At 61.6% G+C, this 23,542-nt stretch carries 21 protein-coding genes and 2 pseudogenes; 7 read left to right on the forward strand and 16 right to left on the reverse strand.

Annotated elements, in window-relative coordinates:
* The 7 genes and pseudogenes from M6D32_RS09575 to M6D32_RS09605 form a co-directional block, all read right to left on the reverse strand.
* Positions 1 to 323, reverse strand: a pseudogene (locus M6D32_RS09575) (acetyl-CoA C-acyltransferase); the annotation flags it as partial.
* Positions 323 to 2,590 (reverse strand): acyl-CoA dehydrogenase, encoded by a 2,268-nt coding sequence (locus M6D32_RS09580; RefSeq protein ID WP_298255659.1) that lies wholly within the window; start codon positions 2,588 to 2,590, stop codon positions 323 to 325. The pseudogene M6D32_RS09575 and the gene M6D32_RS09580, both read right to left, overlap by 1 nt.
* A gap of 199 nt (positions 2,591 to 2,789) precedes the next feature.
* On the reverse strand, positions 2,790 to 3,413 hold the full coding sequence (locus M6D32_RS09585; protein WP_298255660.1) for a flavin reductase family protein: 624 nt from the start codon (positions 3,411 to 3,413) through the stop codon (positions 2,790 to 2,792).
* Between the two features lie 88 nt (positions 3,414 to 3,501).
* Positions 3,502 to 4,107 (reverse strand): TetR/AcrR family transcriptional regulator, encoded by a 606-nt coding sequence (locus M6D32_RS09590; RefSeq protein WP_298255661.1) that lies wholly within the window; start codon positions 4,105 to 4,107, stop codon positions 3,502 to 3,504.
* An 84-nt stretch (positions 4,108 to 4,191) separates the two neighbouring features.
* A complete protein-coding gene (locus M6D32_RS09595) occupies positions 4,192 to 7,332 on the reverse strand; it encodes an efflux RND transporter permease subunit (RefSeq protein WP_298255662.1) in 3,141 nt (1,046 codons plus the stop codon).
* Between the two features lie 90 nt (positions 7,333 to 7,422).
* Positions 7,423 to 8,529 (reverse strand): efflux RND transporter periplasmic adaptor subunit, encoded by a 1,107-nt coding sequence (locus M6D32_RS09600; protein WP_298255663.1) that lies wholly within the window; start codon positions 8,527 to 8,529, stop codon positions 7,423 to 7,425.
* Positions 8,530 to 8,680: 151 nt separating this feature from the next.
* Positions 8,681 to 8,895: pseudogene (locus tag M6D32_RS09605) on the reverse strand (MFS transporter); the annotation flags it as partial.
* A 288-nt stretch (positions 8,896 to 9,183) separates the two neighbouring features.
* Here M6D32_RS09605 and M6D32_RS09610 point away from each other — a divergent pair.
* From M6D32_RS09610 to M6D32_RS09625, 4 genes are read left to right on the forward strand one after another with little or no spacing between them, the layout of a single operon-like run.
* Positions 9,184 to 10,677 carry a DUF4173 domain-containing protein gene (locus tag M6D32_RS09610; RefSeq protein ID WP_298255664.1) on the forward strand — a complete coding sequence of 498 codons (1,494 nt, stop codon included), beginning with the start codon at positions 9,184 to 9,186 and terminating at the stop codon, positions 10,675 to 10,677.
* Between the two features lie 4 nt (positions 10,678 to 10,681).
* A complete protein-coding gene (locus M6D32_RS09615) occupies positions 10,682 to 11,380 on the forward strand; it encodes a response regulator transcription factor (protein WP_298255665.1) in 699 nt (232 codons plus the stop codon).
* Positions 11,377 to 12,993 carry a HAMP domain-containing sensor histidine kinase gene (locus tag M6D32_RS09620; RefSeq protein ID WP_366145828.1) on the forward strand — a complete coding sequence of 539 codons (1,617 nt, stop codon included), beginning with the start codon at positions 11,377 to 11,379 and terminating at the stop codon, positions 12,991 to 12,993. Before M6D32_RS09615 ends, M6D32_RS09620 begins: the two co-directional genes overlap by 4 nt.
* On the forward strand, positions 12,990 to 13,391 hold the full coding sequence (locus tag M6D32_RS09625; protein WP_298255666.1) for a DUF2809 domain-containing protein: 402 nt from the start codon (positions 12,990 to 12,992) through the stop codon (positions 13,389 to 13,391). Before M6D32_RS09620 ends, M6D32_RS09625 begins: the two co-directional genes overlap by 4 nt.
* Here M6D32_RS09625 and M6D32_RS09630 read toward each other — a convergent pair.
* The 7 genes from M6D32_RS09630 to ggt form a co-directional block, all read right to left on the reverse strand.
* Positions 13,376 to 14,539: a winged helix DNA-binding domain-containing protein gene (locus tag M6D32_RS09630; protein ID WP_298255667.1), complete on the reverse strand. Its 1,164-nt coding sequence runs from the start codon at positions 14,537 to 14,539 to the stop codon at positions 13,376 to 13,378. The two genes, M6D32_RS09625 and M6D32_RS09630, sit on opposite strands and share 16 nt — an antisense overlap.
* Positions 14,540 to 14,602: 63 nt before the next feature.
* Positions 14,603 to 14,845, reverse strand: a complete 243-nt coding sequence (locus M6D32_RS09635) for a hypothetical protein (protein WP_298255668.1) — start codon at positions 14,843 to 14,845, stop codon at positions 14,603 to 14,605.
* Positions 14,846 to 15,117: 272 nt separating this feature from the next.
* Positions 15,118 to 15,606, reverse strand: a complete 489-nt coding sequence (locus tag M6D32_RS09640) for a VOC family protein (protein ID WP_298255669.1) — start codon at positions 15,604 to 15,606, stop codon at positions 15,118 to 15,120.
* 183 nt (positions 15,607 to 15,789) lie between these two features.
* Positions 15,790 to 16,824, reverse strand: coding sequence for an alpha/beta fold hydrolase (locus tag M6D32_RS09645; protein ID WP_298255670.1), 1,035 nt, complete (start codon positions 16,822 to 16,824; stop codon positions 15,790 to 15,792).
* Positions 16,825 to 17,091: 267 nt separating this feature from the next.
* Positions 17,092 to 17,613 carry a cupin domain-containing protein gene (locus tag M6D32_RS09650; protein ID WP_298255671.1) on the reverse strand — a complete coding sequence of 174 codons (522 nt, stop codon included), beginning with the start codon at positions 17,611 to 17,613 and terminating at the stop codon, positions 17,092 to 17,094.
* Between the two features lie 209 nt (positions 17,614 to 17,822).
* Positions 17,823 to 18,290, reverse strand: a complete 468-nt coding sequence (locus M6D32_RS09655; RefSeq protein WP_298255672.1) for an FKBP-type peptidyl-prolyl cis-trans isomerase — start codon at positions 18,288 to 18,290, stop codon at positions 17,823 to 17,825.
* A 95-nt stretch (positions 18,291 to 18,385) separates the two neighbouring features.
* A complete protein-coding gene (gene ggt, locus M6D32_RS09660; protein WP_298255673.1) occupies positions 18,386 to 19,972 on the reverse strand; it encodes a gamma-glutamyltransferase in 1,587 nt (528 codons plus the stop codon).
* Between the two features lie 160 nt (positions 19,973 to 20,132).
* Between ggt and M6D32_RS09665 the strand changes: the two genes are divergently transcribed.
* Both M6D32_RS09665 and M6D32_RS09670 read left to right on the forward strand, forming a co-directional pair.
* A complete protein-coding gene (locus tag M6D32_RS09665) occupies positions 20,133 to 20,885 on the forward strand; it encodes a rhodanese-related sulfurtransferase (protein WP_298255674.1) in 753 nt (250 codons plus the stop codon).
* On the forward strand, positions 20,878 to 21,093 hold the full coding sequence (locus M6D32_RS09670; protein ID WP_298255675.1) for a SlyX family protein: 216 nt from the start codon (positions 20,878 to 20,880) through the stop codon (positions 21,091 to 21,093). Before M6D32_RS09665 ends, M6D32_RS09670 begins: the two co-directional genes overlap by 8 nt.
* Before the next feature lie 36 nt (positions 21,094 to 21,129).
* On the opposite strand, the gene M6D32_RS09675 is transcribed toward M6D32_RS09670, so the two are convergent.
* Entirely contained in the window at positions 21,130 to 21,336 is a 207-nt protein-coding gene (locus M6D32_RS09675; RefSeq protein ID WP_298255676.1) for a hypothetical protein, read from the reverse strand.
* A 148-nt stretch (positions 21,337 to 21,484) separates the two neighbouring features.
* Between M6D32_RS09675 and hemE the strand changes: the two genes are divergently transcribed.
* Complete coding sequence (gene hemE / locus M6D32_RS09680; protein WP_298255677.1) at positions 21,485 to 22,516, forward strand: uroporphyrinogen decarboxylase; 1,032 nt, start codon at positions 21,485 to 21,487, stop codon at positions 22,514 to 22,516.
* Positions 22,517 to 22,518: 2 nt separating this feature from the next.
* Here the strand turns inward: hemE and hemC are convergent, their stop codons facing one another.
* A complete protein-coding gene (hemC, locus tag M6D32_RS09685; RefSeq protein ID WP_298255678.1) occupies positions 22,519 to 23,493 on the reverse strand; it encodes a hydroxymethylbilane synthase in 975 nt (324 codons plus the stop codon).
* Positions 23,494 to 23,542 lie beyond the last annotated feature (49 nt).

A 23,542-nucleotide genomic window follows, 5' to 3' on the forward strand; every position in this document is an offset into this window, starting at 1 on the left:
GAGACCCCTTCGCGGATATAGCGATAGGCGGTGTCGATCGATTGCATGCCGCTTCCGCAATTGATCTGCACCGTGAAGGCGACCATTCTTTCGCCCATTCCGAGGCGAAGGGCAGCAACCCGCGCCGGGTTCATCTCGTCGGCAATGACATTGACGCAACCCAGAATGACCTGATCGAACGCATCGGGCGCAAAGGGTTGGCGCGCCAGAAGCGGCCGGCCGCACTGTACGGCGAGGTCGACCGGTGTAAAGGGACCGGGACCGCTGCGCGCTTTCAGGAATGGCGTCCGGCTGCCGTCGATGATGAAGACGGGTCGCGCCATCAGCTTGCCGCCCTCTGCTCACCGAGTTCCTGGAAGAACTGGCGCACGTTCGGCTTCTTGTAGATTGGCGAAAGTGCCTCGGGCGCGAAATCGTCGACCTCGACCACCTTTGCGACCGCCTCATGCGTCGCCTTGAGTTTTTCGCCTTCAGCCTGGGTAATCACGCCACGTTTTACGGCTTCCTGCCAATCATGCAGATGCGCCGCACGCATGCGTTTGGATATCTCTTCCGCACCGGTCACGAGGAGGAACGCCTTCTCCAGCCGTGCCACGCCACCGTCGTCGTCGACATGTGCGAGGTCGGGCGTCAGGCGGTCGCGCACCGCCGACGGCTCCAATATCAGTTGGGCGCATTCGTGCACCACGCGGTCGGAAGGCCCGAGCACGCGCGCGCCGAATGGCTGGACAACGAGTTTCAAGATGGCGGCGACGAACCGGTTGGGCAGGTTGGCCAGAATTTCGGCCAGGCGATTCTCGATGGTTCGGAAGCCGCTGGCCATGCACCATTCGAGCGCGGCGAAATCGGTAGCCTGGCGTCCTTCGTCCTGCCAGCGCTTCAGCGCGGCCGACAGCAGGTAGAGCTCGGACAGGATATCGCCGAAGCGTGCCGAGAGCATTTCCTTGCGCTTGAGCGCGCCGCCGAGCGTCAGCAGTGCCATGTCGGCGCAGAGCGCAAAGGCCGACGAGTAGCGCGAAAGCTGGCGATAGAACTTCGTCGCCGCGCCCGCGTCAGGCGCTGGCGCGAGTAGACCGCCGGTCCAGCTCCGGCCCAAGGCGCGGAACAACGTCGCCACGCTGTGTCCGACATGCTTCCAGAACGCGTCATCGAAGGCATCCAGTCCCTTGGCGTGGTCTTCCTCGCCGAGCGCGTTCATCTCCTGCAACAGATACGGATGGGCGCGGATCGCCCCCTGGCCGAATACAATGAGATTGCGCGTCAGGATATTGGCGCCTTCCACCGTGATGCCGACCGGCACCGAGCGATAGAGATTGCCGATGTAATTCTGCGGGCCGTCGATGACGGCCTTGCCGCCGTGAATGTCCATCGCGTCGTCGATCGCGATCCGCATGCGCTCGGTCGCCTGCAGTTTCATGATGCCGGAGATGACTGCCGGATGGTGGCCCTCGTTGAGCGCCGCGCAGGTCAGCCGCCGCGCCGCGTCGAGCAGATAGGCCGTGCCGGCGATACGGGCGAGAGGTTCCTCGATGCCTTCGAACTTGCTAATGGAAATGCCGAACTGTTCGCGAATGCGCGCATAGGCACCAGTGGTGCGGGCCGCGTAGGCCGCGCCCGCCGCCGACAGCGAGGGCAGCGAGATGCCGCGGCCCGCGGCAAGCGCCGTCATCAGCATCTTCCAGCCCTGGCCGATGCGTTCCTTGCCGCCGATGATGTAGTCGAGCGGGATGAAGACGTCCTTGCCCCAGTTCGGACCGTTCTGGAACACTTGCATCGCCGGCAGATGCCGGTGGCCGATCGAGACGCCCGGAAGGTCGGTCGGGATCAGCGCCACCGTGATGCCGAGGTCGTCTTGGTTGCCGACGAGGTGATCGGGATCGTAGGCCTTGAACGCCAGGCCCAGCAAGGTCGCGATCGGCCCGAGCGTGATGTAGCGCTTATGCCAGTTGAGACGAAGGCCAACCGCCTCCTTGCCCTCGAACGTGCCTTTGCAGATCACGCCCGAGTCGATCATCGAGGCAGCGTCCGAGCCGGCCTCCGGGCTGGTCAGGCCAAAACATGGAATGTCACGGCCATCGGCCAGCCGCGGCAGCCAGCGCTCCTGCTGCTCCCTGGTGCCGAAGCGCATCAACAGTTCACCGGGGCCGAGCGAGTTCGGCACCATCACGGTGACCGCCGCAACCAGCGAGCGCGACGACAATTTGCGCACGACTTCCGAATGCGCGTAGGGCGAAAATCCGAGCCCGCCATGTTCCTTCGGAATGATCATCCCGAAGAACTTCTTCTGCTTGATGTAGTCCCATACTTCGGGCGGCAGGTCGCGCCATTCCCAGTTGATCTTCCAGTCGTCGAGCATCGCGCAGAGCTCGTCGACCGTCTCGTTGAGGAAGGTTTTTTCCTCCCCGGTCAGTGTCGCCGGCGCCTGCTTGAGCAGCTTCGACCAGTCCGGGTTTCCGGTGAAGAGATCGGCATCCCACCAGACGTCGCCCGCCTCGAGCGCCTCACGCTCGGTATCGGACATCGACGGCAGGACGCCGCGGGCCCAGGAGAAAATCGGCTTGGTCAGAAAATCGCGGCGGAAGGAGCTCATGGCGATGTCCTTGGATTCGGCGGCGCGGGCCTCAATTCTAACGGAAGAAACGGGATTCGGGTGAACACTTCGCCCGGAAAAAAGCACAAATTGATGCGCCACCACCGGAACGATTGTTTCCGTTCCTGGCTGGAAATGACCTGCGTCCAGTATGGTTTAGTCCAGTAACTTAACCGCTAACGAAAACCGCCGGAAACCCTCAATCCGGCCGCTGCATTTCGAACATGGCGTCCTGCCTGATCTCGAAATAGTCGCCTTTGCGGCCGGCGCGCACGATGGGACGGGCGAGCGCCGTCTGATAGACGCCGTCCTTGATCATGGCCTTGTCAATGTGGACGGCGACAACCTCGCCAAGCGTCAGCCAGGCGTTGGCTTTCTTGCCGTCGGCCCCCTGCAACTGCACGATCTGGGTCACCTTGCATTCGAACGAGACCGGGCTTTCGGCGACACGGGGGACGTTGACAAGCTTGCCCGGCGCGGCGGTGAGGCCTGCGATCGAGAACTCGTCGATCTCGTGGGCGACATGCGCGGCGGTCGCGTTCATCTGCTTCGCAAGATCCTTGGTCGCGAGATTCCAGACGAACTCGCCGGTCTCCTGGATATTGGCGACGCTGTCCTTCCAGGAAGTCGAGGAAAAGCCGATGATCGGCGGGGTATAGCAGAAACCGTTGAAGAAGCTGTAGGGCGCGAGATTGACGTTGCCCTTGGCGTCGCGCGAGGAAATCCAGCCGATCGGACGCGGCGCGATGATGGCATTGAACGGATCGTGTTTGAGGCCATGGCCGTTTTTCGGCTCGTAATAGTGCAGATCTTTTTCGGTCACGCTTGGGTCTTCCTGTGAAATGCGTCATTCCGGGATGGTCCGAGGGACCATCCCGCAAGAACAACATAGCGGCAAAATGCGTGGAGGGCTATTTCCGAACCGCCAGCCCAACAAGCAGGAAATCGATCATCTGCTCGATCGGCGCGTGAGGCTTGGGCTTGTTGACCGCCTGGGCAATCATCTGCGGATGAAAATACCCCATCATGGCCTGGCAGAGACAGAGGGCCGTCAGCGGCACGTCGGCCGTCTCGAACTCGCCTGAGGCGACGCCTTGCGCGACCACGCCGGCGATGGCCTCGACGACAGTCTGCATATGCGCAACGCAGACTTCCCAGCTCTCTTCCATCGCGATCTCGACCATTTCATGCAACTTGGAATCGCCGACGAAGCGCTCCGAGTTCATGCGGTGGATCGTGGTCAACAGCTGGCGCAGGCGGGGCGTCGCAGGACCTGGCTTCGCCAGGATCGCCCTCGCAGCCATCTCCACTTCCCCCATCAGCCCACGCGCGACCCCTTCGTGGATCGCCTTCTTCGATTCGAAGAAGCGGTAGACGTTGGCCGGGCTCATATGGAGCTCTTTGGCGATGTCGCCGACGGTGGTCTTCTGGTAGCCGATCTGGCGGAACAGCCGCTCGGCCACCTCGAGAACGCGTTCCCGGGTGTCGGTCTCGGTATGTTCGGCAGTCAGTGTCATCTCTGTACCCAGCTCACCCCTGCTCGATCCCGGAATCGAGCAGGGCCTTTTGCAAACAACATCGCACCTGCGTCGATGTTCAAATTATTCCGCGGCTTCAGCCAATGGAAATGCGGGCTGGTGGACGCCCTCCTGCCGAGGCGCACGGCCAACATGAACGCTTCCGCCGCTTTCTTCAAGGCTTTTGCGGAACCAGAGCGCATAGAGACCCGGCAGATACAGCAGGGTCAGGAAGGTCGCGACGAACAGACCGCCCATGATGGTGATCGCCATCGGCCCCCAGAAGGCCGAACGCGACAGCGGAATCATCGCCAGAATAGCCGCCAGCGCCGTCAGCACCACCGGCCGCGCGCGCCGGACGGTGGCTTCGACAATCGCCTCCCGCCGGGTCAGGCCATGCGCGACGTCGGTCTCGATCTGATCGACGAGGATCACGGTGTTGCGCATGATCATTCCTGCGAGCGCGATGAGGCCAAGCAGCGCCACAAAGCCGAACGGCTGGTTGGCGACGTTCAGCCCCAGCGACGCGCCAACGATGCCGAGCGGCGCGGTCAGGAACACCAGGAACAGCCGCGAGAAGCTCTGCAACTGGATCATCAGAAGCGTCAGCATCACGATGACCATTAGCGGAAACAGCACGAAGATCGAGGCATTGCCCTTGGCCGACTCCTCGAACGCTCCGCCCGGCTCGATCCGGTAGGCCGGTTCGAGATGATCGCGGATGTCCTGAAGTTTCGGCCAGATCTGGTTGGTGACGTCAGGCGCCTGCACGCCGTCGACGACGTCGCCCCGCACCGTGATCGCCATGTCGCGGTTGCGCCGCCAGATGATCGGCTCCTCATGGTCGTATTCGATCTTGGCGATCTGCGTCAGCGGCACCGCGACCCCGTTGCGCGAGGTCACCGTGAGATCGCCGACATGGCCGAGATCCAGCCGCTCGGAAGGCACGGCTCGCGCCACCACGTCGATCTTCTCGACGCCATCTCGCACGGTCGTCACCGGCACGCCCGAGATCAGCATCGCGAGCGCCTGCGACACGTCCTGCGGGGTCAGGCCCAGCGCGCGGGCGCGATCCTGATCGACCACGAGCTTCAGGTACGGCGACTGTTCGTTCCAGTCGAGCTGCGGATCCTTGATGTTCTTGTTCTCCCCGACAATGTCGCGCACCTTGTAGGCAATCTCGCGCACAACCTTCGGATCCGGTCCGATCACGCGGAATTGCACCGGGAATCCGACCGGCGGCCCGAAGTTGAAGCGGTCGACGCGTACCCGCGCCTCGGAAAGATCGCCCTCATCGACCGCCTTCTCGATTTTGGTCTTGATCCGTTCGCGCGCCTCGACGCCCTTGGCGACGATCACGATCTCGGCAAACGCTTCATTCGGAAGCTGCGGGTTGAGCCCGAGCCAGAAGCGCGGCGATCCCTGCCCAACGTAGGAGGTGTAGGTCGCGATGTCCTGATCGCCCTTGAGCAGTTCTTCGGCCTTCTTCACGGATTTTTCCGTGACGTTGAAAGCCGTTCCCTCGGGCAGCCGGAGTTGCAAAAACAGTTCAGGACGCTCGGACAGCGGGAAGAACTGCTGCTGGACGTGGCCAAACGCGACGATCGAGGCGACGAAGACGCCAACCGTTGCGAGCACGGTCTTGACGCGGTGGTTCACACACCACTGGATCACGCGGCGCAAGCTCCGATAGGTCCGCGTCTCGTAGATCGCATGCGGATCGTGATTCTGGTGAATCTTGACGTTCGGCAGCAGTTTGACGCCGATATAGGGCGTGAAAATCACGGCAACGAACCAGGAAGCAACCAGCGAAATCGCCACGATCCAGAAGATGCCGCCGGCATATTCGCCGACCGCCGAATTGGCAAATCCGATCGGTAGAAAGCCGGCCGCTGTGACCAGCGTGCCGGTCAGCATCGGGAAGGCGGTGGATTCCCAGGCAAAGGATGCCGCGCGAATGCGGTCCCAGCCCTGCTCCATCTTCACGACCATCATCTCGACCGCGATGATGGCGTCATCGACCAGAAGGCCGAGCGCGATGATCAGGGCGCCAAGCGTGATCCGGTGCAGGTCGAGCGACATCGCGTCCATCACGATAAAGACGATCGCAAGAACCAGCGGCACCGAAGCCGCGACCACGATGCCGGTGCGCCAACCGAGCGCCAGAAAGCTGACGAACAGCACGATCGCGAGCGCTTCAACGAAGGAGTGTACGAATTCGTTGATCGCGTGCTTGACTACTTCGGGCTGATCGGCGATGCGGTCGACATTGATGCCCTGCGGCACCGCCCGCATGAACTCAGCGGTCGCAGCGCTCACATCCTTGCCGAGTTCGAGGATATTGGCGCCCTTGGCCGTGACTACGCCGATGCCGATCGCAGGCTTGCCTTCCTGGCGCACGACAAAGCTCGGCGGATCGACATAACCATGGCTGACAGTTGCGATATCGCCGAGGCGGAACACGCGGCCGTTGCTTTCAACCGGCGTCTCCGCCACGGCCTTGACGCCATCGAGCGCGCCGGTGACGCGGAGCGGCACGCGCTGCGCGGACGTCTCCACCGTTCCGGCCGGCACGACATTGTTCTGCTTGGCGAGCGAGTCGAACAGCGCCTGCGGCGTGATGCCGAGCGTGGCGAGCTTGGCGTGCGAAAACTCGACGTAGATCTTTTCGTCCTGCGTGCCGTAAATATCGACCTTGGTCACGCCATTGACCTTCAGAAGTCTTTGGCGAAGACCCTCGGCCGCCTTCTTGAGCTGCGCATAGTCGGCGCCGCCGCTCGTCATCATGTAGAGGATCGAGTCGACGTCGGAGAATTCGTCGTTGACGACGGGCCCGAGCAGGCCGGACGGCAACTGCCCCTGCACGTCAACCAGCTTCTTGCGCAGCAGGTAGAACAGGTAGGGCACCTCTTTCGGCGGCGTCGAATCACGGAAAGTGACCTGCATCGCCGTGAAGCCGGGCTTGGAATAGGTCTGCACCTTCTCGAAGTAGGGCAGCTCCTGCATCTTCTTCTCGATGGGGTCGGCGACCTGTTCCTGGATCTCCTTGGCGGTCGCGCCCGGCCACATCGCCGAGACGTTCACTACCTTCACCGTGAAGAACGGATCCTCGGCGCGGCCGAGCTTCTCATAGGAGAAAAAGCCCGCTACGCCCAACGCGATGATCAGGAACAACACCAGCGCAGGATGACTGACCGCCCAGGCCGACAGGTTGAAGCGCTTCATCGTACTTCTCCAATGAACTTCGAAGCAGTCTTGTTTCTTCTTCGTCATTCGGGATGGTCCGAAAGGACCAGACCCGGAATGACGTGAAAGTCAGAACGACAACGACGACACGACCCGGACCTTCTGGCCCGGATCGAGCTTCTGCACGCCAAGCGTGACGATCTTCGCGCCCTCGTCGACGCCGCCCGAGATGACGACGCAATTGCTGTCGTAGGATTTGACGGCGACCGGCTTTAACGAGATCGCTCCCTTGTCGTCGACGACATAGAGCGAAGGATCGCCGCCCTGGCTGTACAGCGCCGACAGCGGCAGTCGCGCCACGCGTTCGGTCGCCTGATCAGCAAGAGTCAGCGTCGCGGTCATCCCGAGCGAGACGTCGTCGCCCGCGTCAGGCAGAGAGAATTTGGCAAGATAGGTTCGCGTCGCGGGATCGGCCGACGGCGCGATCTCGCGCAGTTTGGCAGCGTGCTTCTTCTCAGACTCCGACCACAGCGTGACCGTGGCAACGCCCGACTTGGCGCGACTGAGAAGCGTCTCGGGGATCGCGACGACCGCTTCCTTCTCGCCAAGCCGGGCGATGCGGATCGCAGCCTGACCCGCGGCAACCACCTGGCCAGGCTCGATCATCGTTGCCGTGACGACACCCCTGGTGTCCGCCACGAGCGTTGCGTAGGACAGGGAATTCTTCGTCAATTCGACCGAGCGCTCGGCGCGATCGAGACGCGCGCGCGCTTCGTCGGCCGCCGCCTTGGCGGAATCGAGCTGCGCATCGGTGGCCCAGCCTTTGGCGCGAAGGTCCTTGGCACGCTGCTCGGCTGCGCCCGCCTGGGCCAGCACGCCGGTAGCAGCACCGAATTCCGCCACGGCCTGCTCGGCCTGCAGTTTCAGGTCGATCTCGTCCAATGTGGCGAGCGGCTGATCGACATCGACCGTCTGGCCGACCTCGACCAGCCGCTTCGCCACCTTCCCGGGAACGCGAAAGCCCATGTCGGTCTCGATCCGGGGCTTGATCGTGCCGACAAAGCTGCGCTCGGGGGACTGGGCTTCGTAATGGACCGTGGCGACCAGAACCGGCCGCGATTCCTCATGCTTTTGAGCGACCTTCTCGTTGCAGCCGCCCAGGGCGATTGCGACCGCCGCTAGCGAAATTCCAGCCAAGAGCCTGGAATAACTTGAAAAAAATGAGCGGACCAACATCGCGACCTCCTGTAACCACCAGTTCCATGAGGAGTGTCGAGTATTGACTGATAAATGTCAATATTCATCAGTAATCATGAAATCGTGATCGCGAGTTGTCAGGAAAACTCCCGCCCGCTCCGAGGGATAAGGATGGGGACGACAAGGCGGCCTAAGCCGCCCTTCCGGAATCGGCGAACTCGGCCTTCGATTCGTGGCCGCCGAAGAACACCAGCAGGCCGGCAATCAGCGGCAACGCAGCGAGTACGAGCAGCCCAGGCGAGGTGTTGCCGGTCGTCTCCTTGACCAGCCGATCAGATGCGGTCCGCCAAAGCCGGCGAGATTTCCGATCGAGTTGATCAGCGCGACCGCACCGGCTGCCGCCGTGCAAAGGCTCTGCGCAAAATCTGCAAATAAATCCGCAAATCCTCGACAGGTCGGACAAACGGCCTGCCGATCATACCGGCATGGTTCTGCCATGGCGAAAATCATCCCCGTTTCATTCAACCGACCCCGTCTTCCCCGAGGCTTGCTCCGTGATGGCTGGTGGCTGGAGACTCCTCCCAGCACCGTTCTGCCGTTTGCAAGACTACAGGCGACGCCGAATCCACGCCTTCCCGCCAAACCCGGGCCAAAAGCCGTTCATCTCACCCTCGTCTATTCCAGGACATAAACATGTCGATCGCGACCACATCCGATTTCGAAGCCGCGCCCGCGCGTCCGCTGGCAACGCCGCTTATCCTCGCCACCGGCTGCGTCGCACTGGCCGACTGGCTGTTCTACGGCTGGAACATCGGCATCTCCTTTGCGCTGTTTCTCGGCGCGCTTGGCGTGGTGGCACTCTTCAGCAACGGGATGCGGGCGTCGGGGAGAAGCCGCTTCACCCTTGTCGCCGTATTTATCGCCGGCCTGTTGCCGCTGATTGAAGACGTCAATTTCCTGTCCGTGACGGTGGCGACGGTGACGACGGCGATGGCGATCATCGCCATTGCCTCACCTCAGACATCCTGGCCAAGGCAATTGCTCGAAACCGCGACCGTACCTTTTCGGGGTCCGTTTCTGCTGGCGAAAGACACCATCGGCGCACTCCGGCACATGAAAATCTGGACGCCGGGCTGGCTCGGCTGGCTGGTTGCGTGGATCGTTCCGCTGTGTGTCTTCGCGATCTTCCTGACGCTTTTCTCTTCGGCCAATCCGCTGATTGAGCACAGCTTGATGCAGATTGATCTGCGCAAGTTCTTCGAACTCATTAGTCCGTGGCGGTTGAGCTTCTGGATCTTCATCGCCTGCATGATCTGGCCACTGATCTATCGGCGCATCAAATCGACGCCCCGGCGAATCCCGCAGCTCCCATCTGTCAGCACTTCGGTCACATCCGATCTCGACTATCTTCTTGGCGCTCAGGCTATCACGCGTTCGCTCGTCCTTTCCAACGCGCTGTTCGCTCTACAGACCGTGCTTGACCTGAGCTATCTGTGGGGCGGCGCGGCGCTGCCTGACGGCATAACCTACGCCTCGTACGCTCACCGCGGCGCCTATCCGCTGATCTTCACGGCATTGCTTGCTGCTGCCTTCGTGCTGGTTGCGATGCGCGCCGACGGCCCGGCGAAGAAATCCCGGCTGATCCGCCCGCTCGTGCTGGCCTGGATCACGCAGAACGTTCTTCTGGTGATCTCGTCGATTTTCCGGCTCGATCTCTACGTCGCCACCTACTCGCTCACCTACTTGCGGCTGGCGGCGTTTATCTGGATGGGGCTGGTTGCCGCCGGCCTGCTATCGATCCTTGCCCAGATCGTGTGGCGGAAGTCCACTTATTGGCTGACATCAACCAATGCTGCCACGGTGGCGTTCGTACTCTATGGATGCTGCTTCATCAACGCGCCCCGGCTCGTGGCGTTCTACAATGTCGAGCACTGCCGCGAAGTGAGCGGGACCGGACAAAACCTCGACTGGCGCTATCTCCGTTACCTTGGCCCGCAGGCTCTGCCCGCGATCGAGCGCCGTCGCAAGAAGCTTATAGCGTCCTGGGAGCCCGATTTGCAGAGCTTCATGAACACCCGAGAAACGTTCGTTTCCTCAAAAAACTGGCGCAGCTTTGGTTTCAGGGCGTGGCGCCTTCAACACTATTTCGCTAACAACCCAGTCAGTACCCCGTTCTGGCAAGGCTAATGATATGGCTCCTTCCATTCTCGTCGTCGATGACGACCCGCATATCCGCGACGTCGTGCGCTTTGCGTTCGAGAAAACCGGGATGAACATTTCGATCGCGCAGGACGGCAAGGAGGCGCTGCGCCAATTCGACCGCAACATCCACGATCTCGTCGTTCTCGACATCGGCATGCCGGAGATGGACGGGCTGGAAGTCTGTCGGCAAATCAGGAAAACCGCGGAAACGCCGATCCTGTTTCTGTCCGCGCGCGATGAGGAAATCGACCGCATTCTTGGACTAGAGATCGGCGGCGATGATTATGTGACTAAGCCCTTCAGCCCGCGCGAACTGGTCGCGCGGGTGAACGCGATTCTTCGGCGCGCCCGCAGTGCCCCACCGCCGCCGGAATCGAAGACGCTCAGTCGCGGAGGTCTTACAGTCGATATCGATGCGCGCATCGCGAGTTTCGACGATAAGCCGGTCGCGCTAACGGCGCTCGAATTCTCGATCCTGCGCGCGCTTCTGGCACGGCCGGGATTCGTGTTCACGCGCGAATTGATCCTTGATGCCGCCTATGCCGGCAACATTCACGTCGCCGATCGAACCATCGACAGCCACGTCCGAAATATTCGCGCCAAGATGGCCGCGGCCGGTTGCGAGTCCGTGATCGAGACCGTACACGGGGTTGGCTTCAAGCTCGGCCGTTGCGAGGCGTCACATTGACCGAGGTAACCCACCCCGCACTTCGTATGCCGGTCAAATGGCGCCCGAGCCTCAGCCTGATCGTATTCCTGGTTCTGGTCAGCGTGCTCCTGCTGCCGCTGTTCACACTCTATTTCCTGAAAGTCTATCAGAACCAGCTGATCCAGGAGACCGAGTCGGAGTTGATTGCGCAAAGTGCCGCGTTGGCCGCTGTCTTTCACCGCGAAATCGAATCCAGCATTCCTCAAGACGTCTCGCTCGGCACGAAATTGCCGCCGGCCAAGCCAAGGCTGCCGGACGATCCCTATCAGCCGATCTGGCCCAAGCTCGAACTGGCAAACGAGACCGTGCTGCCCCCACGGGCTCCGGCCCTCGCGCCGCCCAAACCCGCGGACCCCGCCTATATCGCGCTCGGTTCGCGCCTGACACCGGACCTCGTCGCGACGCAGAACGTGACGCTGGCCGGCTTTCGACTGCTCGATCCGAACGGCGTCGTGATTGCGGGCCGCGAGGAAGTCGGGCTTTCGCTTGCCCATCTGAAAGAAGTCGCGGAAGCCTTGCAGGGGCATTTTGCGGCCGTGCTGCGCGTGCGAAACTCCAAGCACGACCAGCCGGCGCTTTATTCCATCAGCCGCGGTACCGGAATTCGGGTGTTCACGGCGATGCCGGTGATCGTCCGCGACCAGGTCGCCGGCGTCGTCTATGTTTCGCGCACGCCCAGCAACGTCTTTAAATATCTCTATGAGCAGCGCACGCGCTTCATGCTGGCTATTCTTGCAACCATCATTCCGACGCTGCTGATTGGGTTTCTGTTTCACCGCACGATTACCGAGCCGATGCGCGAACTGGTCGAACGCACCAACCTGATCGGCAAGGGCGACCGTACGGCGCTCCGTCCGCTGAAGCGCCACGGCACCAGCGAATTCGCAAGGCTCTCGGAAAGTTTTCTGGAGATGGCGCGGCGGTTGGACATGCGCTCGCATTTCATCTCTACTTTCGCCACCCATGTTTCGCACGAATTGAAATCGCCGCTGACCTCGATCCAGGGCGCCGCTGAGCTATTGCGCGATGACGTCGACGAACCCGACATGGACGACGACGATCGGCGCAAGTTTCTCGACAATATCGTGGCGGATACCGAGCGGCTGGCGAAGATGTCAGCCCGATTGCGCGATCTGGCGCGGGCGGAAAATCCATTCGGCGTCGGCGTCACCAAGCTGGCCGATACGGTCGCAGCACTTCGCTCGTCTTTTGCCGCGCTGGACGTGCAGACATGCGGCGATCTCGATACGCCCCTTCGCATCTCGGAAGAAAATGCCGCGATCGTTCTCTCCAATCTCGCCGACAACGCAATGCGCCACCGCAGCACCGTGCTGACCGTTTCATCCGCGCGGAAACAGGCCCTGCTGGTCGTGACCGTTGCCGACAATGGCGAGGGCATCTCGCCCAACAACCGGACGCAGATATTCGACAGCTTTTTCACGACACGGCGCGAACACGGCGGCACCGGCATGGGCCTTGCGATTGTGCGTGCCGTTTTGGAGGCGCATAGCGGCACGATCCGCCTGGTCGATTCTGATGGAGGCGCTACGTTCGAACTGACGATTCCGGTCGCCGACGCGGCGCTCTCGTGAGATTGCCGCGCGCCTGGCTGTGTCTTGCAATTGTTGCCGCCGGACTGGCGCTCCGGGCGTTTGGACTTGGTCTCGGAATATCTGCCTTTTTTGTCAAATATGGCGGCTCGGTGCTCTGGGGCACGATGGTGTTTTTCGTTGTTGCGATCGCGCGCCCCAGGCTTTCGAATTTGCATGTCGCTTCGATCTCGGCCGTAATCGCCGTCGCCGTCGAACTGTTTCGGCTGGTGCACGCACCGTGGCTTGACAATTTCCGCCTGACGCTGGCTGGCGCGCTCCTGCTCGGAAGGATTTTCTCGCTGTGGAACATCCTCGCCTATGGCGCCGGGATTGGGCTGGGGCTGCTGCTCGATCGGCTGGCCTTGACCGCCGAATTCGCCCCTCACCCGCCGAGCTGAAAGCGCTCGAAGCGGTGCAGTTCTTCCTCGATGCGGCGCTTCAACTGCTTGCGCGGCCCTTTCGCCGTTGCGCCGACCCAATTCCATTTCTGCAGCAGCACTTTGCCGTTCTGGCGATCGGTCTTGAGGTCGAGCGCGGCGACGATCTCGTCGCCAACAAGAACCGGCAGCGCGAAATAGCCATAGCGCCGCTTCTCCTTCGGCACGTAGGCCTCGAAAAAATGCTCATAGCCGAAGATCAGCTGCGTCCGCTTGCGCTGGATGATGAGCGGGTCGAACGGGGATAAAATATGCACCCGCTCGCTGGCTCCATTCGCCCTCGCCTCCAGCGTCTCCGGTTGCACCCAATGTTCCTGTTTTCCAGCGCCGTCGATCGCGACGGCAACCAGCTCCTTGCGGCGAATGCGGGCCTCGATCGATTGCCGGACTGCCTTCTTGCTCGGCGCATCGAGATGGCAGATGGAATCGAGACTGACGACGCCCTGCGCGCGCAGGCCGCGATCAAGAAGATAGCCGGCAGTTTCGCGCGCTGAGGCCGGCTTTGGCGGCTTGTCCCAACCGAAATGCCGGTCCATCAGCTCATAGGTCTTGAGCATGCCGTTGCGTTCGGAGATCGTGACCCGGCCCTCATAGAACGCCAGCTGCAATGCCCGCTTCGACGGCTTGCGGCTTGCCCAGGGATGTACCTTCTCGACCAGAACGTCATCCTCGATGTCGCGGATGGTCATCGCGCCATCCTTCTTCAAGAGCCGCATCACCTTGGCAAGATCGGCCGGCTTCACCTCCTTGAACCATCGATGGCCCTCACGCCGGTGCAGTTTCATGGCGGGAATGAAAAACCGGAAATCCCTCGCCGGCACATAAGACAGCGCATGCGTCCAGTATTCGAAAATGCTTTTGTCGATGCTCTGGGCCTGATGCAGGTCGGTGCGGCGATAGGCCGGAATCCGGTTCCAGAGAATGTGATGGTGGCAGCGTTCGATCACATGGATGGTATCGATCTGCACATAACCCAAATGTTCGATCGCCGCCGCCGTGGCCTGCGGGCCTTCGCCAAACGGCACTTCCGAATCAAGCCGCTGGGCGCGCAGCCAAATCGCTCTGGCGGCGGCTGTGCTCATGGGTACTGGCTTGTCGGCGCGAGGCATCGCCGCAATCTACCGGGGATTCGCGCGGTTCAACAGGCGCGCAAGCCAAATGGATCAGGTCGGTCAGGGCTTTGGGTGGTCGCCGATGCTGCCGGTGGCGGTCTCGGCAGCGCAGGTGGCCCTGCCGAGTTCGGTCGCCTTGCAGCGGTAGACGCTGCCGGTAAGGCGGTCGATTAGCCACACATTGTCCTCGAGCCCGCTTTCCATGCCGCTGAAGCGCGTCCCGACTGCCGTGATCAGCGTGGACAGCAAAAGGGCGACAGCAATGATGACCGAGCCGATCAGCACCGAGACCGGGGTTCCCATCTGCCCCGGCAAGATCGGGCGCGTCGCCTGATATCCGTTTGGTTTGGTTTGTTTCGGAAACAGAGACAGTTGATGTCACTCACGCAAATAGTCATCGCAGCTGGTGCCCGTGTGCATGCTGAAGTGGAGCACGAACTTCGAAAAAGGCGGCACTACGCCATCTTTAGAAGCCCATCTGGCCGATTCTTTGTTCGCACCTCGGCAGGGAAGCGACCGCTTTGCGACGCGGCGATTGCCGGTAACGCCCTGCCAAGAGCCCCCCACAAAGAGGATTACGCCGCGGATCTTCCCTCATAGGCACGGCGCAGTTCGGCGATATCGAGCTTGTTCATGCCGAGCATCGCTTGCATCGCACGTTTGGCACCGGATTCGTCCGATCCACCGAGCAATTGCGGCAGCACCGACGGTACGATCTGCCAGGACACGCCATAGCGATCGCGCACCCATCCGCATTGGAGGGACGAGCCACCCTCGGACGACAGCGCATCCCAAAGGCGATCGACCTCGGCCTGGTCGGCGCAGTCGATCTTGAACGAAATCGCGTGCGTAAACTCGAACCGCGACCCGCCATTGAGGGCCATGTATTCCTGGCCGGCCAGGGTGAAACTGACCACCAGCACTTTCCCCGCCTGGCCGGCCGGACCGTCGACCGGATTCCGCTGGATCTTGTTGATCCGGGAGTCCGGCAGCAACGATACGTAGAAGTTTGCGGCTTCTTCGGCTTCGCCGTTGAACCACAGGCAGGGCGCGATCTTGGACATGGCGGAACTCTCCTTCGTGGGTGACGTCAGCCGGAGGACGAACGACGGAGCCTACATCCGACATCGGATTTCCGGAATTTTTGCGCCTGCGGGCGGCACCTCGAAACCGATATAACCGCAGACAGAAAAATGGCCGGGGCAAAGCCCGGCCATCGCTCAAACCTTGAAGAGATCGTCTTGTTGTCAGGTCGCAATCGGCGTCGGCATCGTCAGGAACGATTTGGCAGCATGCCAGAACAATTGCCTGTTAGTGGCCAGCACGACCGAGTGGGCGACACCGGGCAAGATGATGAATTGGCGGTCGCCAGTCGGCAGCTGGCTGAAGAAATCCTGAAGGTCCGCGATGGTGGCGATGCCGTCATATTCGCCGCGGATAAGAAGTGTGGCTGCCATGACCTTCTTGGGATCGACCAGCGGCAGATTGGCCGTCATGTCGAGATAGGTACCCGTCGGCACCTGATCGCCGAACTGCATTTCCACGTCGGCCAACGCATCGACGGCCGCTTGTTCGCTGGTGCCCGGCTTGTCGCGGGTCGCGATCGAACGGATCATGTCGCGATCGCGTTCGCGCATATTATGCGTACGATAATAGTCGAGCTTCTCGGCGCGCTTGGTAAGCGTCGGCGAATTTTCACCCTTATAGGTGAACGCGGCGAGCACGAGACGATCGACGTGATCGGGCGCAACTTGCGCAAAGGCGCCGGCGCGGATCGCACCGGAGGATTCGCCGAGGAAGTGATATTTCTGCCGCCCGGTTTCACGCGTGAGAATTTCGACCGCCGCCTTGAGATCCTGGACGCCGCTCTGGATATCGGAATTGCCAGAGGTGCGCCCGGACTTGCCGTAGTTTTCGTGGTCCATGGTCCAGCAGTCGAAGCCGTAACGGGCAAACTCGTCCATCACCGAATATTCGCCATGGCCGGGCACATGGAGGTCGAAGCAGCGCGATGTCACCGACGAGCCGTGCACGAAGAACAGCACCGGCTTGGAAGGTTCGCCGGCTTTCGGCGCGCCGACGCGCTTGCGGAACATCCACAACGGCACATCGCCCTTCTTCGCCCAATATTCGCTGCTCCAGATCTCGCCTTCCGCAGCACTGGCGCTTTGCGCAGGCAGCGCGGCCGACAGGCTGCCGGCAACGAGGCCGAGACCTGCACCCTTGATCAACGTGCGGCGCCCGAACGGCTGATTGACGAGCGATTGATTGGATTGCGTCACGATTCCTCTCCGAAGTTTTTGGTCTTGATTTTTTGTCTCGTGAATCCCGACTGTCAAACTCGCAGCAACACCGAACGGAACGTTCAGAGGCGCCACACTAGCGATTTTCATCTAATGAAATCGCCATTTCTCAAGTCTGTCGACAATTTAGCAGACGGCAGAAGGGGCCGGAAGATATCCAGCGCCGCAAGATTCATCTTGCGGTGTCGCATTGGGTAACGACGCCGTGTTTAAGCGTTCTTGAAACGATTGCTCGAGCGCTCTTGGTCATGCGCCTTTGGGATCGCGGTGCACGGGGTCGACCCACAGCACCTTTTCGGGCTTCTCAACCGGTTCGATGTCGAGATTGATGGCGACCGCTTCGCCATCGCTACGCACCAGCACACATTCCAGCGGCTCGTCGGGGCTGGCGTTGATCTCCTGATGCGGCACGTAAGGCGGGACGAAAATGAAATCGCCGGGGTTTGCCTCCGCCGTGAATTCGAGATGGTCGCCCCATCGCATCCGCGCCTTGCCCTTGACGACGTAGATGATGCTCTCGAGATGGCCGTGATGATGCGCGCCGGTCTTGGCATCGGGCTTGATGGTCACCGTTCCGGCCCACAATTTCTGGGCGCCGACGCGCGCAAAATTGATCGCGGCCTTGCGGTCCATGCCGGCGGTCGAGGGCACGTTGGGATCGAGTTGATTGCCGGGAATGACCCGAACGCCATCATGCTTCCAGCGCGACTTGCCGTGATCGTGCGAATGTCCCAAATGATCATGATCGTGATCGTGCGATTTCGACATGTCGCTGCCTTCCAGTTAGCTAGTGCGGCGAATTTGAAGTTTCTATCAGTTTCGCCGTGAGTTCGTTATAGGAACTTCAAATTCAAAGCCGCACTAGAATCATAGGTTTGCTTGTGCCCATGACTTTCCGAAGTTCGTGAAAGGTGCGCGCTGAGATGTAACACGAACTTCGGAATCGGAGCACTAGTCGCCTGAACGATCAGGAACCGTCAGCCCCTCACACCGAGCAATTCGACATCGAAGATCAAGGTCGCATTCGGAGGGATGACGCCGCCTGCGCCGCGCGCGCCATAGCCAAGCGCAGGCGGAATGATCAGGGTGCGCTTGCCACCGACCTTCATCGAGGACACGCCCTCATCCCAGCCAGCAATCACCTTGCGCTGCCCGACCGGAAATTCCAGCGGCTCGTTGCGGTCGACCGAGGAGTCGAACTTCTTGCCCTTCTTGCCCTCCTCGTAGAGCCAACCGGTGTAGTGCACGACACAAATCTGGCCAGGCTTCGGCATGGGGCCGGTGCCAACCTTGGTGTCGATGATCTGGAGTCCTGAAGCTGTGGTCATGGCTTTTCCCGGTGTCTGCGCCATTGCCGTGCCCGGCAGCGAAACGAATGAGGCGGCGAGAGCGATCAATGCACTGGCGGCCAGGGTGGAAAACGTCGGGCGCGTAAAACGTCGCATGGTGGCATACCTTCTCAAAATGATCGGGCGCCTGTCTAACCCAACGCCTCCGGCAAGACCAGCTTCGTTGAGGCTGGATCACGCGTGGCTGATCCTCAATAACCGAGCGCGCAGCCATCCTTGCGGGGATCCGAGCCGCCGGTCAGCGTTCCCTTTTCCAAATCAATCCAGATCGCCTGACCGCCACCGAGCGGCGGAATGACCTTGGTGGTCTGGTGTCCGAGCCTCTCGAGACCTGCGACGATGTCCGCCGGCACGCTGTCTTCGAGCTGATAGACACCCTCGTAATGCAGGCCACGCGGCATATCGATCGCCTCCTGCACGTCGCATCCATAGTCCAGGATATTGGTCAGCACGCGGGTCTGGCCAACCGGCTGATATTGACCGCCCATGACGCCGAACGGCATCACGGCGCGGCCGCCCTTGGTCGCAAGCGCCGGGATGATGGTATGCAGCGGACGCTTGCCCGGCGCGATGCAGTTCGGATGGCCGGGCTCGATGCGGAAGCCGGCGCCGCGGTTCTGGAACAGGACGCCGGTCTTGTTGGAGACGATCGCAGAACCCCAGGAATGGGCGACCGAGTTGATGAACGAGCAGACGTTGCGGTCCTTGTCGACCACCGTGACGTAGATCGTCGACGGGTTCATCGGCGGCGAGACGATTGGCAGATCGAGCATCCGGTCCATACGGATCTTGCCAGCCCACTCGTCCGCGAATTCCTTGGCCAAGATCCGCGCGACATCGACCTTGACGTGCGCGGGATCGCCGATGTGCTGCTCGCGCATCATGTAGGCGACGCGCGCAGCCTCGGCCTCGAGATGAAAGCGTTCAACGCTTACCGGCGCGAACTTCGTCAGATCGAAGTGTGACAGGATATTCAGCATCACCAGCATGGTGATGCCGGGCCCGTTTGGCGGGCACTGCCAGACGTCGAGACCTTTATACATGGTGCCGATCGGCACCGTGGTCTCGGTGGAATGGTTGGCGAAATCCTCGAGCGTGTGCAGACCGCCTGCTGTCCGCAGGGTCTCAACCATGTCCTCGGCGATCGCGCCCTTGTAGAAGGCATCGGGCCCGCCTTTGGCGATTGCCCGCAGCGTCTGGCCAAGCTCCGGCTGCTTGATCACGTCGCCGGCCACCGCCGCCTTGCCGTGCGGCAATAGGTAGCGCTCGGCGTTGACGCCCTTCTTCAGCTTCTCGAAGCCGTTCTTCCAATCGAACGCAATGCGCGGTGCGACAACATACCCTTCTTCGGCAGCCTTGATCGCCGGTTGAAACAGGGTGTCGAAGCCAAACTTGCCATGATCGCGCAGGATCGTCGCCCAGGCATCGATCGAACCGGGGACGGTGACCGAATGCGCCGATGTCAGCGGGATCGCGCGGATGTTGCGCTCGAGATACCATTCCGGCGCCGCCGCATTTGGCGCGCGGCCGGAGCCGTTATAGGCGACGATCTTGCCCTCGCCCCTTGGCTGCATCAGCGCAAAGCAGTCGCCGCCGATTCCGGTCGATTGCGGCTCGATCACCGCGAGCAGCGCCGAAGCCGCCACCGCCGCGTCCGCGGCCGTCCCGCCCGAACGCAGCACCTCGATCGCCGTCAGCGCCGCCAGCGGATGGGACGTCGCCACCATGGCGTTCCGGGAATGGACCGTCGAGCGGCCGGCGAAATGGAAATTCCTCATACCAAATGGCTCACTTTGTGCGCTTTTCGGTTGTTTTCAGGGCGAATTGCCGTATTGCGGCGTTACTTGGCATATTCAATAGCGCCTGCGCAATGCTGTGCGATGCATATGTGTAGGCAGACCCCTGCCCTTCCGCGCTACCAGCTGCTAGTTGACCACAATGCCTTACAAGGTCGCCGCCTTTTACCAATTCGCATCCCTGCCGGACTTCCGCGATCTGCGCCAGCCGCTGCGGGCGTTGTGCGGCGATCTGGCCTTAAAAGGCAGCGTTCTGTTGGCGCATGAGGGGATCAACGGCACGCTGGCCGGCCTTCCCAAGGCCATCGACCAGTTCGCGGCAACGCTACGCGAGGGCAAACTGTTTGGCGGCCGGCTCGACCGCCTGGAGCTCAAATTCTCCTCCGCTTTGGCGATGCCGTTCGGCCGGCTCAAGATCCGGATGAAGAAGGAGATCGTTACCTTCGGCGATGCGGCGGCCGATCCGACGAAGCAGGTCGGCACCTACGTGGCGCCGGAAGACTGGAACGATTTGATCGCCTCCCCCGGCACGGTGTTGATCGACGCGCGTAACGCGTTCGAAGTTGCGATCGGCACATTTGAGGGCGCCATCGATCCGGCGATTGCAAGCTTCGGTCAATTCAAGCAATTTGCCGCCCGCCATCTCGATCCGGCGCGGGACCGGAAAATCGCGATGTTCTGCACTGGAGGCATCCGCTGCGAAAAGGCGTCAAGCTATCTACTCTCGCAAGGCTTTGCCGAGGTCTATCACCTGAAGGGCGGTATCCTGAATTATCTCGAACACGTCGCGGAAACGAAAAGCCGCTGGCGCGGCGCGTGCTTCGTCTTCGACGAGCGTGTCAGGCTCGGTCATGGCTTGCGCGAGCGACGTGTGGGGCAGCAAAGCGATGAGTGATCTCAACACGCTCACCGACCGCATCGACACGCTTGAAGCGCGGCTCGCGTTTCAGGACGACACCATCGAGACGCTGAACAAGACCATCACCGAACAGTGGGCGAAAATCGACGCATTGACGCGCCAGCTTATGGCCCTCAGCGAACGGCTGCAGGAAGCTGAAAGCCAGATGCCGCGCCCGGCGAATGAGGCGCCGCCGCATTATTGAAGGACGGCGCGTTCTCACGCCCGAAACGCAACGTTGTCAGTGCTGCCGGCTTTTCCGGTTCTTTTCATCGCCGCGATGCGGCTTTGAGGGGGACGGCTGCACGGCACTCGCGGGGTCGGAAGCCGGAAAACTGCCGACCAGGCCCTCCTCGAGCCTCCGGTGCATTTCCTGATCGGCCGCAACGGCGTCACGGGCCTTGGTGGCGTGCTTGTCATGCGGCGCCGGATTGAATTTATCGGTCATGATACGCCTCCGGCCTGGTTAACGCGCCTGAAGTGCAGGCGTTCCCCTGGCAAAAATTCGCGACCACCCATCCCGGCGGCAAACAATCTTGTCTTCGTAAGCTTTTCTTGGTGTATCAGGAACCGATGGATCGTATCTCGAAGCGCCTATGAAAAAACCATTCCTCGAAGTGCTCTCCGGCCGAAAGCAAGCGGTGCCGCCAATCTGGATGATGCGGCAGGCCGGCCGGTACTTGCCGGAATATCGGGAACTGAGGGCGAAGGCAGGCAGCTTTCTCGATCTGTGCTTCACGCCCGAACATGCCGCCGAGGTGACCCTTCAGCCGATCCGCCGCTTCGGCTTCGATGCCGCGATCATCTTCTCCGACATCCTTGTCATTCCACATGCGCTCGGCCGCTCGGTTCGGTTTGAAGCTGGCGAAGGCCCACGGCTCGAGCCGCTGGATACGCCGGAGAAAGTTGCCACGCTTGCAGCGCAGGCTGATTTCGCGAAGCTTGAGCCGGTGTTCGAAGCCCTGCGCCGGGTGAAACGCGAGCTCGATGCCCAAACGGCGTTGATCGGCTTCTGCGGCGCGCCGTGGACGGTCGCGACCTACATGGTGGCAGGCCAGGGCACGCCGGATCAGGCGCCGGCTCGAATGCTGGCCTATCGGCACCCCAAGGCCTTCGAAAAAATTATCGACGCGCTGGTTGCGAATTCGATCCCGTACCTCGTCGGACAGCTCAGGGCCGGCGCCGACGCCGTGCAGATTTTCGACACATGGGCCGGCGTGCTGCCGCCGCGCGAGTTCGCCCGCTGGTCAATCGAACCCACACGCCGCATTGTCGAGGGGGTTCGCCAACAGATTCCGGATGCGCAGATCATCGGCTTTCCGAGGGGCGCCGGCGCATTGCTGCCGGACTATGTGGGAGCAACCGGTGTCAACGGCGTCAGCATCGACTGGGCGGCTGAACCAGCGCTGATCCGCGAGCGTGTGCAAAACCGGGTCGCGGTTCAGGGCAATCTCGATCCGCTGGCGCTGATCGCGGGCGGCGATGCGCTCGATCGCGCGATCGATGATGTGCTGGAGAATTACGGTCGCGGACGACTGATCTTCAACCTCGGCCACGGCATCTTGCCGGAAACGCCCATCGCCCATGTCGAGCAGATGATCAAGCGCGTGCGGGCTTACGAGGCGTGATTTTATTTCGGCCGGCTGCGCTCGATGATCCCGGCCGCGCCTTTGGCCAGTAGTTCGAGCCCGACTGCGCGGCCAAGTTCGCGCGGCCGATCGGCAGGCCCGGAGCGCGCCACCTTGATGAAGCGCTGACCATCTTCGTCCAGCACGGAAGCCGTCAACGACATCTGCGTACCGTCGGTCGTCGCCAATCCCGCGATCGGCGAATTGCAATGACCGTTGAGCACCCACAGCACTTCGCGCTCGGCATCAGCGCAGCGTCGCGCTGTAAGATCGTCGATCTTCGCCAGGATGCTTCGCGTGGCCCAATCGTCTGCGGCACACTCCACCGCGACGATGCCCTGCCCCACCGCCGGCAGCATCTCGGCGCTTGAGAATTCGTAGGCGACACGGCTTGCAAGGCCGACCCGCTCAAGACCCGAGCGGGCCATGATCAGCGCATCCGCTGGTCCCACCGCGCCGCCATCCGCAAGGCGCTGCTTTTCAAGATGATCGAGCTTGCGCACGCGCGTATCGGCAGCACCGCGGTAGTGGATAACCTCGACGTCGGGAAACAGCCGGCGCGCGTAGGCCGCGCGGCGCACGGCATTGGTGCCGATCTTGAATCCCTTGCCGTGCGAAGCTTTCAATTGCTCGATCGAAACGCCCGGTCGCAGCACAAGCACGTCGCTCGCCGGATCGCGCGAAAGTGTGGCGCCGATCGCCAGTCCCGGCGTGTCCTCGTTGCCCGGCATGTCCTTGAGCGAATGCATCGCCGCCTGCAACTGACCGACGCGGACGGCCTGTCGGATTTCGGCGACAAAAGCGCCGCCCTTGCCGCCATGGGGCAAGAGCTTGCCGGTCTGGTCGATGTCGCCTGTCGTCTCGAATTTGACGATCTCGACATCGACGCCGGGCGCTGCTGCTGCCAGACGGCGTGCAATCTCCTCGGTCTGCGCCAAGGCCATGGCGCTTTTGCGTGTGCCGATTCGCAGCCGCATCAAACTTATGCTCGTTTGTGTTGATCGAGCCGATGCAATAGCACCGCAA

It is taken from the genome of Bradyrhizobium sp., from assembly GCF_027307225.1.
GTDB lineage: Bacteria > Pseudomonadota > Alphaproteobacteria > Rhizobiales > Xanthobacteraceae > Bradyrhizobium.